Below are 14518 nucleotides of genomic sequence, written 5' to 3' on the forward strand. Positions count from 1 at the left end.
CCGATAGCAAGCCGATGAAGAGATGATTACCCACCCTGCAGGCAGTGACGCTGCAGGGTGTTTTCATTTGATGTAGGCGCTAGCTGGAGGGCAGGGAACCGGTCAGATGCCGCAACTCATCGAGCAAGCGGATCGCCGGCGCCGGCAATATCCCTTGCCGCCTGCGGAATGCGGTCAACGTGCGCGGGGCATTCAGGCCCTCTACCGCAAGGGCATTGATCACTCCCGCCTTGCTTTCGGTATCGAACATCGGACCGGACATCCACCCCACGAATCCACAACGCGCGACCAGGCCCTTGAGCACCGTGACCGAACGCGATTCGACAGCGATCTCGGGCATGGGCAAGCCGGCCTGGGCGAATGTTTCCTTCACGTGCAAATACGGTCCCGTACCCCGGGGCGTCAAGGCCCAGCGCTGCGTCAGGGTATCGGCCAGGCTGATCTTGCCGCGTTCACGCAGTGGATGGTCGCGCCCGGCCACCACATAGCTCAGGTCGCTCCAGCGACAGTCGGAGATGGCCGCTACGCCATCGCTTTCGGCGCCGGAGGTACCGAGAGCCAGGTCGATCTCATGCGTGAGCAAGCCCTCGACCAGACGGTCCCATACCCCCTCCATGATCTCCACCCGCAGGTTGGGCCACTTGTCCAGTACGCCACGCACCGCCAGTGGCAGCACCAGACTGGCAATGCTGCCCACCGCACCCACCTTGATGACACCCTTTGCCAGGCCGCGGATGGCGTCCAGTTCTTCGCGGGCCTGCCGGGCTTCACGCTGCAACGACATCGCGTGCGGCAATAGCGCCTTGCCCAGCGGTGTCAGGTGCATACCCTTGGTGTGACGCTCGAAGAGCGCTCCGCCGACGGACTCTTCCAGACGTTTGATCGCGCGACTCAAGGCCGGCTGGGTCAGGTCGAGGGCGGCGGCCGCGCGCCCCAGGCTCCCTGCAGCGACGATGGCATTGAACATTTCCAGCTGCTGCAGGTTGAAACTCAATGATGTCTCCTGGTGATAGCGCGGATAGCGCGGATAGGGTGGGTGAGGGCAGCACGATGACTCACCGGCAGATCAGCTACACATTACCAAATGTCATGACTTTTATCCAATTTGGCAATTTTCAAAGACGTGACGAGCTTACATACTGCCTCCCATCATCCACCCGGCCCAACCATGAGGCCTTCCACAGGATCTTGTATGCAGGAGACACCATTGCGCGCCATCACCGTGCGTGATGCCGTATTCGACCTCATGCGTCGACTCGACATGAGCGCCGTCTTCGCCAATCCCGGCTCAACCGAATTGCCGATGTTCCGCGACTTTCCCGCCGACTTCCGCTACGTCTTGGGCTTGCAGGAAGCCGTGGTGGTCGGCATGGCCGACGGCTACGCCCAGGCCAGTGGCAAGGCCGCCATGGTCAACCTGCATTCGGCGGCCGGGGTCGGCAATGCCATGGGCAATATCTTCACCGCCTTTCGCAACCGTACCCCGCTGATCATCACCGCCGGCCAGCAGGCACGCTCCATCCTGCCTTTGGACCCGTTCCTGGCGGCCTCGCAGGCAACCGAACTGGCCAAGCCCTACGTCAAGTGGAGCATCGAACCGGCGCGTGCGGCCGACGTTCCCCGTGCGCTGGCGCGGGCCTATCACATCGCCATGCAGGAGCCGCGTGGCCCGGTCTTCGTCTCCATTCCCGTGGATGACTGGGAGCAACCCGCCGAGCTGCTCGCGGCCACCGAAGTCACTACCTGTAGCCGGCCCGAAGCGGGTGCCATCGCAGCGCTGGCCGCCGCGCTGGGCAGTAGCCGGCGCCCGGCCATGGTGGTCGGTGCGGAACTGGACCGCGCCGGGGCCTGGGATGAGGCCATCCGTCTGGCCGAGTCCTGTCACGCACGGGTGTTCGTGGCACCGATGTCCTCGCGCTGCAGCTTCCCCGAAGACCATAGTCTGTTTGCCGGTTTCCTGCCGGCCATGCGCGAGAAGATCGTGCAGCTGCTGGAGGGCCACGATCTGGTCTTCGTGGCGGGGGCACCGGCTTTCACCTATCACGTCGAAGGCAGCGGCCCGCATCTGCCGCCTGGGGCGACGCTGTACCAGCTCATCGATGATCCGATGACCGCGTCCTGGACCCCGCAAGGCAGCGCCATCGTCGGCAATATCCGTCTGGGCCTGCAAGACCTGCTGGCGCAGATGGCGCAGCAGCCACCGGCGACCCGCCTGCAGCCGGCCCGGCGTGAGCCGCGCACGCGCGCCGCTCCAGAGACGCCGATGTCCGCCGCCTTTGCGATGCAGACCCTGGCCGACGTGCGCGCTGCGGAGGATATCGTGGTCGAGGAAGCCCCCGGTTCGCGGCCGACCATGCAAGCCTACTTGCCCTTCACCCGCCCCGGCAGTTTCTACACCATGGCCAGCGGTGGTCTGGGCTATGGGATGCCGGCGGCAGTGGGTGTGGCGTTGGCACGGCCGCACCAGCGCGTGATCGGGCTCATCGGCGATGGCTCGGCGATGTACTCGCCGCAAGCCATCTACAGCGCGGTACAACTGGGCCTACCCATTACCTTCGTGATCATCAACAATGGCCGCTACGCCGCGCTGCAGGACTTCGCACCGGCCTTCGGCTTCGGCGCCGACGATGTGGTCCAGGGCACCGACCTGCCTGGACTGGATTTCGTCGCGTTGGCCCAGTCCATGGGATGCCAGGGCGTGCGCGTGAGCGATCCTGCCGAACTGGCCGGCGCGCTGCAAGCGGCCTTGTCTGCCGATGCACCGCGCCTGGTGGAAGTGCTGGTGCGATGAGCTTTCTGCCTTGCTGCGCCCGCGCGGCGCTGAACCGGACATCGTGAACTGAACCCCGAGATAAAGACAACAGGAGGAGACCATGCAGGAAGTCAACATGCTTATCAACGGCCAGCGCTGTTTCGCCGCCGATGCTGCCTACTTCGAGCGGCGCAATCCGCTTGACCACAGCGTGGCCTCTCGCGCACCAGCGGCCACCGTGGCCGACGCCCGCGCGGCGGTGCAGGCAGCGGCCGACGCCTTTCCCGACTGGGCAGCCATGGGCCCGGGCGAGCGCCGCAGCTTGCTCACCCGCGCGGCCGATGCGTTGCAGGCCCGCGCCGAGGCGTTTGCAGACGCCATGGCCGCCGAAACCGGGGCCTCGCACCACTGGGCTGCCTTCAACGTGCATCTGGCCGCCGACGGTTTGCGCGAAGCCGCGGCCATGACGACCCAGATTGCCGGTGAGATCATCCCCTCGGACGTCCCCGGCAACCTTGCCATGGGTCTGCGCCAGGCCGCTGGCGTGGTGCTGGGCATCGCTCCCTGGAACGCGCCGGTGATCCTGGGCGTACGTGCAATCGCCTTGCCGCTGGCTTGCGGCAATACCGTCGTCTTCAAGGGCTCCGAAATCTGTCCGGCCACGCATGGCCTCATCATCGAAGCCATCCAGGATGCCGGCCTGCCTGCGGGCGTGGTCAACTTCATTACCAACGCACCGCAAGACGCCGGGCAAATTGTCGAGGCCATCATCGCCAACCCGGCGGTGCGACGGGTCAATTTCACCGGGTCGACCCGTGTGGGCCGCCTCATCGCCTCGCAATGCGCCAGGCACCTCAAGCCCGCCGTGCTGGAACTGGGCGGCAAGGCGCCTTTCATCGTCCTGCACGATGCCGACATCGAGGCGGCCGTACAGGCCGCAGCCTTTGGTGCCTTCGCCAATTCGGGGCAGATCTGCATGTCCACCGAGCGCATCATCGTCGACGAGCGCGTCGCCGATGACTTCGTCGCGCGTCTGGCCGCCAAGGCGCGCAGCCTGCCGCTGGGCGATCCGCGCCAGGGACCGGTGGTATTGGGTTCGGTGGTGGATCTGGCCACCGTACAGCGCTGCAACGCCCTCATCGACGATGCCCTGGCCAAGGGCGCAACGCTGGTCTGCGGCGGCAAGGCCGAGAGCACGTTGATGCCGGCGACGCTGCTGGACCACGTAACGGCGCAGATGAATATCTACCACGAAGAGTCCTTCGGACCGGTCAAGCCCATCGTGCGGGTCAAGGATGATGAGGCCGCCATCGCCTGTGCCAACGACAACGAATATGGCTTGTCGGCAGCGCTGTTCAGCCGCGATGTCGCCCGCGCCCTGAGCCTTGCGCGCCGCATCGAGTCGGGCATCTGCCACATCAATGGCGCCACCGTCCACGACGAGGCACAGATGCCCTTCGGCGGCGTCAAGTCGAGTGGCTTCGGCCATTTCGGCGGCAAGGCCGGCATCGCCGAATTCACCGACCTGCGCTGGGTCACGGTGCAAACCACGCCACGTCATTACCCGTTCTGAGCCGGACGGCATCAGGCACGCACAGATCCGGCCTGACCGAACACCACAACAATAATCGCAACAGCGGGCCGATCCGCATCGGACCCGCGCGATATCAACGAGGAGACCGCCATGACTATGACATCCTGGCATTTGCCGCACGACTGCGCGCCCGCGCGCATCGCTTCACCCACCCCCGCGATCACCGTGGGCAACGCCCGGGAGCGCGCATGAGCACCCACACCGTAGAACAAGCCAAGACCGTCGATATCGGACGCGTGCTGGATGAGGGCGCATTTACCGGTTTCCAGAAGCTGGTGGTGTGCCTGGCGGCGCTGTCGATCGTCATGGACGGCTTCGATGGGCAACTGATCGGCTTCGCCATCCCCAGCCTGATCAAGGAATGGGGGATCACGCGCAACGCCTTCGCTCCGGCGGTCGCGGCCGGCCTGGTGGGTATGGGCATCGGCAGCGCCTTCGCCGGCCTGTTCGCGGATCGTTTCGGGCGTCGCCTGGCCATTATCGGCAGTGTCTTCGTCTTCGGCCTGGCCACCAGCCTCATCTCGCTCTCGCCGGACATCACCACCATTGCCATCCTGCGCTTCTTCGCCGGCCTGGGCATCGGCGGGGCCTTGCCGACCTCGACCACCATGACGGCCGAATTCAGCCCGGCCCGCAGACGCACGCTGGCAGTCACGGCCACCATCGTCTGCGTTCCGCTGGGCGGCATGCTGGCGGGCTTGTTCGCCAACCTGGTGTTGCCGCACTACGGCTGGCGCGGGCTGTTCCTGCTGGGCGGTCTGCTGCCGGTCGCATTTTCGGTGTTGCTGTGGTTCGTCATCCCGGAGTCGCCGCGTTACCTGGCGCGCCAGCCGCATCGCTGGGATGAGCTGCGACGCCTGCTGCTGCGCATGTCGCGCGCGGTGGCAGCCGACATCCGCTTCAGCGATGTGCGTGAACAGACCACGCACCAGCGCGCGGGATTTGGCGCGCTGTTTGCCCCCGGGCTGGCACGCGACACCATGGCGCTGTGGATCGCCTTCTTCATGAACCTGCTGGCTGTCTACAGTGCATTCAGCTGGCTTCCCACGATGCTGGCCGGAGAGGGACTGAGTCCCTCGGTGGCCGGCAACGGCCTGACGGCCTACAACGTCGGTGGCGTCCTCGGGGCATTGCTGTGCGCTTTGATCATCGGCCGCTTCGGCTCACGGGTGCCGATGCTGCTGTGCTGCCTGGCCGCCGCGGCGACTGCATTGCTGCTGCGCAGCCTGGACGTGGCCAGCCAGACCACGCTGCTGGTGGTGGGAATAGGCTTGCACGGGCTCTTCGTCAATGCCGTCCAATGCACGATGTACGCGCTGTGCGCCTATATCTATCCGACCCAGGTGCGCGCCACCGGCACTGCCGCAGCACTGGCCTTCGGTCGGCTGGGCGCCATCCTGAGCGCCTTTGCCGGCGCCATCGTGATCACCCAGGGCGGTGCCTCAGGTTATCTGGCGATGTTGGCAGGGGCGATGCTGTTCGTCTTTGTCGCGTTGCTGTCGGTACGCAAGCATATTCCCCGCGCTACGGTAGTCCCTGCGCATCTGAAGAAGGAACATTCAGCATGAACATTGCCATCGTCGGCGCTGGCGCCATGGGAGGCCTGTTTGGTGCGCGTCTCGCACTGAGTGGACAGCAGGTCAGTTTCATCGAAGTCACCCCCGCTACGATCGCTGCGATCAGCAGTAACGGCCTGTCCCTGAGCGATGACAAGGGCGTGCATACGGTGAGGGTGCCGGTCGGGACGGCCGACACCTTCTCCGAGCCGTTTGATCTGATCGTCTTTTTTACCAAGGGCTTCCATACCCACGGCGCCGCCCATGCCCTGGGTCATCTGGTGGGGCCGGGAACCTGGGCGCTATCGGTGCAAAATGGCCTGGGGAATGCGGAAATCATTGCCGAAGTGATTCCACGCGAACGCATCATCGTCGGCATGACCAACCTGCCCGCCGACCTCAGGTCTGCCGGGGTGGTGCACAGCCATGGCGATGGCCAGGTCAGGATCTGGACGCTGTCGGGGCTGCTCCGCCCGGAGGTGAGCCAGATCGCCGAAATCTTCAGCCTCGCCGGCCTCCATTGCAGCGCCGACCCGCAGGTACAACAAGCCATCTGGGAAAAGATCGCTTTCAATGCAGCGTTGAATTCGGTCTGTGCCGTCAGCGGCTGCAATGTGGGTACGGTCGGATCAAGCGGTGAAGGCCGCAGCCTGGCATTGCGCATCGCCACCGAAACGGTGGCCGTGGCCCATGCACTGCAGATTCCGGTCAGTCTGCCTCAGGTAGAGCAGGCGATAGATCATGCGTTCAGGATGCACACAAACCACAAGCCATCGATGCTGCAGGATATCGAAGCCGGACGGCAGACCGAAATCGACTTCATCAATGGCGCCGTGATCAGGCACGGCGTCGAGCAGGGGGTGCCGACGCCGACCGTGACGGCGCTGTATCAGTTGGTCAAAATGATGGAGGCCAATGCCAGGTTGAAGAAAAGTGGTGGTCCCATCTGAGTGGTCTTGCCCCAAGGTTGGCAAGAAAGATGATGACGGCGGAAACCGTCGCTCTCGCGGACTCCCGAACCTTGGCAAGGTGGCCAAAAGTTTGAAGCCTCAGATGCAGGTATAGCCACCGTCGGCCTGGATGACGGCGCCAGTGATGAGGCTGGCCGCCTCCGAGGCCAGAAACGCCACCACTGCCGCGACTTCGTCCGGGCGCCCCATGCGCTGCTGGGGTGTGAGATCCATCCAGCGCGCGATCAAGGCCTTTTCCTTTTCCAGCTCCTGCAGCAGCGGTGTGGCGATATAGGTCGGCGCCACTGCATTGACCCTGATCCCGCGCGTGGCCCACTCCACCGCCAGCGAACGCGTCAGGTGGTGGACCGCCGCCTTGGAGGCGTTGTAGTGGCACTGCGGCTGCGGCACGTTGACGATCATCCCCGACATGGAGCCGATGTTGATGATGCTGCCCCTGCCACGTTCCAGCATGCGTCGGCCAAAGGCCCGGCAGGTCTTGAAGACGCCGCCCAGGTTGACCGCCAGCACGCGGTCCCATTCGTCATCTTCCATTTCCTCGGCCGGCGTGTTGCTGACCACGCCGGCATTGCAGACCAGGATGTCCAGCGGTGGAATCCTCGCGGCCAGGGTATTCAAGGCCCTGCTGTCGGTCACATCCAGCGCGAAAGCCTGGCCCGGCCGCGCCAGTCCGGCGGCGATGGCGGTCGCACGATTCCCGTCAAGGTCGGTGCAGACCACCGTGGCCCCTTGCTCGGCCAGTGCTGTCGCGCAGGCGGCACCGATGCCTTGCCCGGCGCCGGTCACCAGGGCCAGTTTGCCAGTGAGGTCCTGGGGTGAGCGTGTGTTCATGTTTGTGTCTCCTTGAAATCATAAATGATAGTAATGCTACATAAATCGGGCCTACCTTTTGACGCGCGGAATCTTTTTGGACGTTTATCGTTAAAAATATAGAAAAAATTCAACACCTCTAAGTTGTTCTCGGCGCATTTATCTAGTTATACTAGATTTTCCGTCGTTCGAGGAGGTGCATCATGCAGGACGTGTTGGCCCGGTTGTCGGGCAAGCTGTTTATCGCAGGCCAGTTCGTCGAGGGGCAGGGCGCGCGGCTGCAGGTGCGCAATCCCGCCCGCAACACGCCCATCGGCGACATTGCCGTGGCCACCTCTGCCGAGATCGATTCTGCCGTCGCGGCGGCCGAGCTTGCCTGGCGCCCCTGGTCGCGCCAGCCGGCACGGGTCCGCGCCGATGCCTTGCACAGGCTGGGCAGCCTGATCCTCGATGACGCGTCCGCCATGGCCCAGGTGATGACGGCAGAACAGGGCAAGCCTCTCGGCGAGGCCCTGGGTGAGATCAGAAAGCTGGCTGAAGCCTGCCATTTCTATGCCGAAGAAGCCCTGCGGGTGCACGGCGAGATCATTCCCAATGACCAGCCCGGTTACCAGAGCCTGGTGATGCGCGAAGCCATTGGCGTGGTGGCGGCCATCACCCCCTGGAACTATCCGGCCGAACTGGTCGGCTGGAAGCTATGCGCCGGCGTGGCCGCAGGCTGCGCGGTGATCGTCAAGCCCTCCGAATTCACTCCCTTCACGGCACTGTATATCGCCGAGAAAGCCCGGCAGGCAGGCATTCCGGCCGGTATCGTGACCGTGCTGACTGGCGATGGGGCCAGCGTTGGGCTGGCGCTGGTGCAACACCCGTCTGTCTCCAAGATCGCCTTTACCGGATCGAGCCAGACCGGCTTGCGCATCCAGCAATCCTGTCCTTCGATCAAGCGCCTGTCGCTGGAACTGGGCGGCAATTGCCCCATGCTGGTGACCCGCCACGCCGATCTGGCACAAGCGGTACGGGGCGCCGTGCGGCGTTCCTTCCGCAACATGGGTCAGATCTGCATCGCCATCAATCGCATCTATGTCGAGCGCACCGTCTATGCGGACTTCCTGGAACAGTTCGCCACGGCCACGCGCGCGCTGGTCATCGGCGACGGGCTGTTGCATCCGCAGGCGGACGTAGGATCAATGGCGCAGCTTGCGCCCCTGCAGAAGACCCGGGTGCACCTGCAGGATGCGCTGGAGCAGGGCGCCAGGCTGGTGGCTGGCGGCACTGCCCCGGATGGCGAGCAGTTCGCGCAGGGCTTCTTCTTCCAGCCCACCATTGTGGCCGACTGCACCCACGCCATGCTGGTCATGCGCGAAGAGACCTTCGGCCCGCTGGTCGGCGTGGCGCCCTTCGATACGCTGGATGAGGCCATCGCGCTGGCCAACGACACGCCCTATGGCCTGGCCGCCTACGCCTATACCCAGAACCTGCAGGAAATCCATCGCTGCGCGGCTGAGCTGGACGTCGGCAATGTGGCCATCAACCATGTCGACGCCGGCATCATGAATGCGCCCTACGGTGGGCGCAAGCAGAGCGGGGTCGGCGTGGAGCACGGGCGCGAGGGCTTGCTGGAGTATTTCCAGTTCAAGCACGTGCGTCTGCATCACGGCGTGGGAGTCTGATCATGACGGCCTGCCTGTTGGGAATAGACCTCGGCACCTCCGCCTGCAAGGCCTTGCTGCTCGCGACCGATGCACGCATCCTCGCCAGCGCCAGCGTCGGCTATCCGGTGTCGCAACCGCGCGAGCGCTGGGTCGAGCAGGAGCCGGCCCACTGGATAGCAGCGGCGCGCCAGGCCGTGGCCCAGGTGCTGCAGGCAGCGGGATCGGTCGAGGTGCTGTGCATCGGCCTGTCGGGCCAGATGCATGGCCTGACCGCGCTGGATCAACACTACCGGCCGCTGCGTCCGGCCATCCTGTGGAACGACCAGCGCAACCAGGCCGAGGCTGACCGGATCACGCAGGCGGCCGGTGGCTTGCCGTCCTTGCTGGCCCACACCGGCAACCGCATGCTGGTCGGCTATACCGGCGGCAAGCTGCTATGGATGCAGCGGCACGAGCCGCAATGGTATGGACAGCTGCGGGTCGCCCTCAATCCCAAGGATTATTTGCGTTACGTGCTCACCGGCGAGATCGCCACCGAGGTCTCCGACGCATCCGGCACGGGCCTGTTCGACGTACGGCGCAGGCAGTGGGCGACCGAGCTGATCGCCTTGGCCGGACTGGACTCCGCCCATTTGCCTGCCTGTTTCGAATCGCAGGTCGTCAGCGGCCATGTGCACGCACAGGCCGCCGCCATGTTTGGCATTGCAGCGGGGATTCCGGTCATCGGGGGCGGCGGCGACAGCGTGATCCAGTCGCTGGGTGCCGGCGTGGTGGCGCCCGGCACGTTGCAGACCACCATCGGCACCGCCGGCATCGTCGCCGCTGCGCTGGATCAACCCCTGTCCTCGCCGGATGGACGGATACAGGTCTTCTGCAACGTCGCTGCCCAGCGCTGGCATGCCATGGGCGTGTCACTCAATGCGGGCGGGGCGCTGGCCTGGTTCCTCAATGTGCTGTGTGCCGGCGCGGGCGAGCCACCATCCTTCGAGGCCATCGCTGCGGCCGCCGGGCGTAGCGTTCCCGGGGCACATGGCTTGCTGTTCCTGCCTTACCTCAACGGTGAGCGCTGCCCCCATCCCGATCCATCAGCCCGTGCCGCCTTCATCGGCCTCCATGCCCGCCATGATCACGCCGACCTCTCGCGCAGCGTACTGGAGGGCGTGGTGCATTCCCTGTGCGACATGCAGGACCTGATGCGCAGCATGGGCGTCTCCTCTGCCGAAGTCAGCACCTCCGGCGGCGGCGCGCGCTCGGCAGTATGGCGGCAGATCCAGGCCGACATGCTGGGTTGCGACGTCCTCACGCGCCAGGGCGCGGCCGAAGGAGCCGCCCTGGGCGCAGCGCTGCTGGCCGGCGTCAGCATGCAGGTATGGCCGGACATCGACCACGCCGCCAGCCTGCTGCCGGAGCTTACCCGCGAGCGCCCCGACGTCACCCGGCGCGGGCGCTATGAGCAGGCCCGCGCCATCTATCAGCAACTCTATCCGCTGCTCACCGGCAGCTTCGCCCGCCTGGGCGCATTGGCAGAGCTCGGGGAGGCGCCATGAACCAGCACGCACACGCCAGCTACGAGGCCCTCATCTTCGACCTCGACGGCACACTCATCGACAGTGCGCCCGACATCGCCGCCGCCGTCAATGCCTATCTGGCCGAACAAGGCCATGCCGCGCTGGAGGTGGCGCAGGTCGAACGCTTCATCGGCAATGGTCCGCGCCGCCTGATCGAGGACATCCTCGTTGAACAGGGTGTCGCGCTTGGCACGGCCGAACTGGATGCCGCCGTGGCGTGCTACATCGCTCACTACCGCCGCAATCCGGCCAGTCATACGCGCTTCTTTCCCCATGTGCGCGAAGACCTGGCCAAGCTGCGGGCGGCCGGCATCCGTCTGGGCATCTGCACCAACAAGCCGCATGCGCTGACGCGGCAAATCCTCGATCTGCTGGAGCTGTCGCCGCTGGTGGAAGTGGCGTTGGGCGCCGATGCCGTACCGGCCTGCAAGCCCGATCCCGGCCATCTGCTGGCGGTGGCCGAACAGATGGCGCTGGCCGAGGGCGCCTGGGCCTACGTCGGCGATACCACGGTCGACCAGGCCACGGCCGCTGCGGCCGGCGTGCCGTTCTTCGTGGTGCCCTGGGGGGGCGGCAGCGATGTCAGGGTTGGTCAGGCGCAAAGGCTGCATCGTCTGGAGGACCTGCTGTCTTATAGAATCGCCCCCTGTGAAAAACCGACAATAAAAGCCGACAATAAAGGACAGTCATGAGCAATAGCCTGCTACAGCAGATACTGCGCGAGCAAGAGGAAATGAAGACCGCCGAATTGCGTATCGCGCGTTTCGTCAGCCAGGCGCCGGGCGAGGTGATCCACATGACCATGGCCGCGCTGGCCGAGCGTTGTGCCGTCAGCGACCCGACCATCGTGCGCTTCTGCCGCCGCTTCGGCTTCAACGGCTATCAGGACTTCAAGTTGGGACTGGCGCAAAGCCTGGTGCCCACGGCGCCCTTCGTCTACGAGCAGATCACCAGGCACGATGATATCGGCAACATCGTGCGCAAGACCTGCCGTAATTCCCTGTCCGCCATCCAGCGCGCACTGGACGATCTGGTACCGCGCCAGATCGAAGAGGCAGCGGCCCTGCTGCAGTCGGCCAACTGGATCGGCATCTATGCCAGCGGCATTTCCGAGATCACCGCGCTGGATGCTGAACACAAATTCCAGCGCGTGGGCCTGCGTTGCTCGGCGGTGATGGAAGAAAAGAAGCAATGGATGCACGCCGAGCGCTCGCGCCCCAACGAAGTGGCGTTGATCTTTTCGCAATCGGGGCATACCAAGCGCATGGTGGAGCTGGCCATGGCGGCCCGTACCGGCGGCGCCCGGGTGGTGTCGGTGACCGCAGCCAACAGCCCGCTGGCAGCGGTCACGGATGCCCTCATTGCCGTCTTGCCCTATGACCAGACCGAATTCATGACGCCGCTGGCTTCGCGTCTGAATCACCACCTGGTGGTCAACATGCTGGTGACCGCCATTGCCGTGGCCAGCAACAGCGAATTCCCCGATCAGTTGCCGGCGCTCGATTCCTGGATGACGGACAAGATCTAGCGCTTTGCCCACCCGCATCCGGGCCCGTGTTTTTCAAGAGGAGATATCCATGCAGTTGAACCAGAACGAAGCAAAGAAACTGGCCGGCCGCCGCGCCATCGAGGAATTCGTACGCAATGGCATGCGCCTGGGACTGGGCTCGGGAACCACTTCGCACTTCTTCGTGCGGGAACTGGCCAAGCACATCGCCGATGGCCTCGACGTCACCTGTACCGCCACCTCGCGCTCCACCATCGACGTCGCCCGCGAAGTCGGCATTACCATCATGGACCCCAATGAGATCGGCCAGCTCGACCTGACCATCGACGGTCCGGATGAAATCGATCGCGACTTCCAGATGATCAAGGGCGGCGGCGCCTGCCTGCTATGGGAAAAGATCATCGCCCACGCCTCCACCCAAATGATCACCATCTGTGACGAGAGCAAGATCGTCGACCGGCTGGGCGCTTTCCCGCTGCCGGTGGAGGTGGTGCAATTCGCCTGGAAGCAGACCGAACGCATGATCGCTAGGCTGTTGCAAGGGCAGGGCGTCGAGGCGCGTATCGTCCGTCGTACCCGGGACGAGCGGCCGGTGGTGACCGATAGCGGCAATTTCATCCTGGACTGCCATTGCCTGAGCATCGCCAATGCTCCGCTGCTGGAGACCGAACTCAACCGCATCCCCGGCGTGGTCGAGAACGGACTGTTCACGCGTGAAGCCGCGGGCATGGTGGTGGGCTGCTTTGATGGCACTTCCCATGTTCGCTTGCGTGCAGAGATCTAGTAAAACTCCGTCCGTCTGGCACAAGCATTCTTTTGCCTAGCCTTACGTTTTTTCTTGTTGTGTTTTTCCCCGAGGATGGCCCCTGATGTAAGCAGAAGCGTTTCACTGATAGTCAGCATGGCCTCGCTTGCATCATTTTTATAGCAAAACTATATAAATTTTTGGAGGTAGACATGAAGCACAATCACCAATCCACCCGCCGCCAGATCGTCCTGGGCAGCCTGGCACTGGGGGCCATGGCCACCACGCGCTGGGCATCGGCGCAGCAGAAACTGCTGATCCCATTCAGCAACAAGAGCCTGGACTATTACTTCTTCGTGATCGAGGAGGCGGCCGTGAAGCGCGCCGTCGAAGCCAACCAGGGCAGCTTCCAGGCCACCAATGCCAGCTTCGACAACACCCGCCAGTTGGAGCAATGGCAATCGCTGATGCTCTCGCGGCCGGCGGCGCTGGTGTCGGACCCGATCGACAGCCAGGCCATCGTCAGCGCGCTGCGCCGCTATAACCAGCAGAAGATCCCGGTGGCCATCATCGATACACCGGCCGAAAGCGGCAACGTCGCCATCACCGTCAGCTTCGACAACCGCCTGGGCGGCGTCATGGCTGCCAGGGAAATCATCAACCGACTGATCAAGAAGCACGGCAGCCCCAAGGGCAAGGTGCTCAACTGCTACGGCGCGCTGGCCAGCGTGGCCTGGCGCCAGCGCAAGGAGGGCATGGATGCCGAGTTCGCCAAGTATCCCGGCATCACCTACATTGCCCGACCCACCGAAGGCAAGCTGGACCAGATGCTGTCCGTCACCCTGGCCACGCTGTCCGAACATCCTGACCTGGACGCCGTGCATGCGCCCAGCGATTCGCCGGCACGCGGCATCGCCACCGCCCTGCAGCAGAAGAACCGCTGGAAGAAGGTTGATGAAAAGGACCACGTCATCTTCGTCACCATCGATGGCGAGCCGGTGGCGCTGCGCTGGATACAGGATGGCTACATGGACGCCTGCGTTTCGCAGGACCCGATCGCCTACGGCGAGGTGGCGGTGGAAATGCTGGTCAAGTATTCCATCCCCGGCAAGGAAGTCCCCATCGGGCCGTACGAGAACAAGAAATACTTCTGGGAGAAGGGCCAGATCGTCAAGGGCCAGACCGGTCCCACGCTGATCATTCCACCCTTCGTGATCGACCGCAGCAATGCCGCCGACCAGCGGCACTGGGGTTACGTGGCCGAGAAGGTCTGGGGCATCGCCTATACGTGATGACCTGATGGCCAGAAGGCCTGCCGGCCGATGAGCCAATAGCGGCCAATAGCGGATCACCACTCGCCAAG

The 14518-nt window shown here is 64.3% G+C and carries 12 protein-coding genes; 10 read left to right on the plus strand and 2 right to left on the minus strand.

Features of this window, described 5'->3' with window-relative positions; translation table 11 throughout:
* Positions 1-79: 79 nt before the first annotated feature.
* Positions 80-994 (minus strand): LysR family transcriptional regulator, encoded by a 915-nt coding sequence (locus HWE04_RS09660; RefSeq protein WP_241812260.1) that lies wholly within the window; start codon positions 992-994, stop codon positions 80-82.
* Positions 995-1192: 198 nt separating this feature from the next.
* Here HWE04_RS09660 and mdlC point away from each other — a divergent pair, with 198 nt between their 5' ends.
* From mdlC to HWE04_RS09680, 4 genes are all read left to right on the plus strand, one after another.
* Positions 1193-2791, plus strand: a complete 1599-nt coding sequence (gene mdlC, locus HWE04_RS09665) for a benzoylformate decarboxylase (protein ID WP_241812261.1) — start codon at positions 1193-1195, stop codon at positions 2789-2791.
* Between the two features lie 82 nt (positions 2792-2873).
* The gene (locus tag HWE04_RS09670) at positions 2874-4325 is read left to right on the plus strand and encodes an aldehyde dehydrogenase (RefSeq protein ID WP_241812262.1); all 1452 of its coding nucleotides are present in this window, start codon (positions 2874-2876) and stop codon (positions 4323-4325) included.
* A gap of 209 nt (positions 4326-4534) precedes the next feature.
* A complete protein-coding gene (locus tag HWE04_RS09675) occupies positions 4535-5914 on the plus strand; it encodes an MFS transporter (protein WP_241812263.1) in 1380 nt (459 codons plus the stop codon).
* Entirely contained in the window at positions 5911-6852 is a 942-nt protein-coding gene (locus HWE04_RS09680; protein WP_241812264.1) for a ketopantoate reductase family protein, read from the plus strand. Before HWE04_RS09675 ends, HWE04_RS09680 begins: the two co-directional genes overlap by 4 nt.
* Before the next feature lie 99 nt (positions 6853-6951).
* On the opposite strand, the gene HWE04_RS09685 is transcribed toward HWE04_RS09680, so the two are convergent.
* Positions 6952-7704, minus strand: coding sequence for an SDR family NAD(P)-dependent oxidoreductase (locus HWE04_RS09685; protein ID WP_241812265.1), 753 nt, complete (start codon positions 7702-7704; stop codon positions 6952-6954).
* Positions 7705-7886: 182 nt separating this feature from the next.
* Here HWE04_RS09685 and HWE04_RS09690 point away from each other — a divergent pair, with 182 nt between their 5' ends.
* From HWE04_RS09690 to HWE04_RS09715, 6 genes are all read left to right on the plus strand, one after another.
* Positions 7887-9353 carry an aldehyde dehydrogenase family protein gene (locus HWE04_RS09690; protein WP_241812266.1) on the plus strand — a complete coding sequence of 489 codons (1467 nt, stop codon included), beginning with the start codon at positions 7887-7889 and terminating at the stop codon, positions 9351-9353.
* A gap of 2 nt (positions 9354-9355) precedes the next feature.
* Positions 9356-10882, plus strand: a complete 1527-nt coding sequence (gene xylB, locus HWE04_RS09695; RefSeq protein WP_241812267.1) for a xylulokinase — start codon at positions 9356-9358, stop codon at positions 10880-10882.
* Positions 10879-11595 (plus strand): phosphoglycolate phosphatase, encoded by a 717-nt coding sequence (gene gph, locus HWE04_RS09700; RefSeq protein WP_077237207.1) that lies wholly within the window; start codon positions 10879-10881, stop codon positions 11593-11595. The genes xylB and gph overlap by 4 nt, the downstream gene beginning before the upstream one ends.
* Positions 11592-12431 carry a MurR/RpiR family transcriptional regulator gene (locus tag HWE04_RS09705; protein WP_241812268.1) on the plus strand — a complete coding sequence of 280 codons (840 nt, stop codon included), beginning with the start codon at positions 11592-11594 and terminating at the stop codon, positions 12429-12431. The genes gph and HWE04_RS09705 overlap by 4 nt, the downstream gene beginning before the upstream one ends.
* Before the next feature lie 49 nt (positions 12432-12480).
* Positions 12481-13194, plus strand: coding sequence for a ribose-5-phosphate isomerase RpiA (gene rpiA, locus HWE04_RS09710; RefSeq protein ID WP_241812269.1), 714 nt, complete (start codon positions 12481-12483; stop codon positions 13192-13194).
* A gap of 173 nt (positions 13195-13367) precedes the next feature.
* A complete protein-coding gene (locus HWE04_RS09715) occupies positions 13368-14447 on the plus strand; it encodes a sugar ABC transporter substrate-binding protein (protein WP_198980592.1) in 1080 nt (359 codons plus the stop codon).
* The last annotated feature ends 71 nt before the right edge of the window (positions 14448-14518 follow it).

Source organism: Herbaspirillum sp. C7C2, from assembly GCF_022627865.1.
Lineage (GTDB): Bacteria > Pseudomonadota > Gammaproteobacteria > Burkholderiales > Burkholderiaceae_D > Herbaspirillum > Herbaspirillum frisingense.

Excerpts from the sequence above, each read along its gene's own strand:
- rpiA (WP_241812269.1), top strand. The coding sequence starts at position 12,481 with ATGCAGTTGAACCAGAACGAAGCAAAGAAACTGGCCGGCCGCCGCGCC.
- xylB (WP_241812267.1), top strand. The coding sequence starts at position 9,356 with ATGACGGCCTGCCTGTTGGGAATAGACCTCGGCACCTCCGCCTGCAAG.
- HWE04_RS09715 (WP_198980592.1), top strand. The coding sequence starts at position 13,368 with ATGAAGCACAATCACCAATCCACCCGCCGCCAGATCGTCCTGGGCAGC.
- HWE04_RS09680 (WP_241812264.1), top strand. The coding sequence starts at position 5,911 with ATGAACATTGCCATCGTCGGCGCTGGCGCCATGGGAGGCCTGTTTGGT.
- HWE04_RS09690 (WP_241812266.1), top strand. The coding sequence starts at position 7,887 with ATGCAGGACGTGTTGGCCCGGTTGTCGGGCAAGCTGTTTATCGCAGGC.
- HWE04_RS09670 (WP_241812262.1), top strand. The coding sequence starts at position 2,874 with ATGCAGGAAGTCAACATGCTTATCAACGGCCAGCGCTGTTTCGCCGCC.
- gph (WP_077237207.1), top strand. The coding sequence starts at position 10,879 with ATGAACCAGCACGCACACGCCAGCTACGAGGCCCTCATCTTCGACCTC.
- HWE04_RS09705 (WP_241812268.1), top strand. The coding sequence starts at position 11,592 with ATGAGCAATAGCCTGCTACAGCAGATACTGCGCGAGCAAGAGGAAATG.
- mdlC (WP_241812261.1), top strand. The coding sequence starts at position 1,193 with ATGCAGGAGACACCATTGCGCGCCATCACCGTGCGTGATGCCGTATTC.
- HWE04_RS09675 (WP_241812263.1), top strand. The coding sequence starts at position 4,535 with ATGAGCACCCACACCGTAGAACAAGCCAAGACCGTCGATATCGGACGC.
- HWE04_RS09685 (WP_241812265.1), bottom strand. The coding sequence starts at position 7,704 with ATGAACACACGCTCACCCCAGGACCTCACTGGCAAACTGGCCCTGGTG.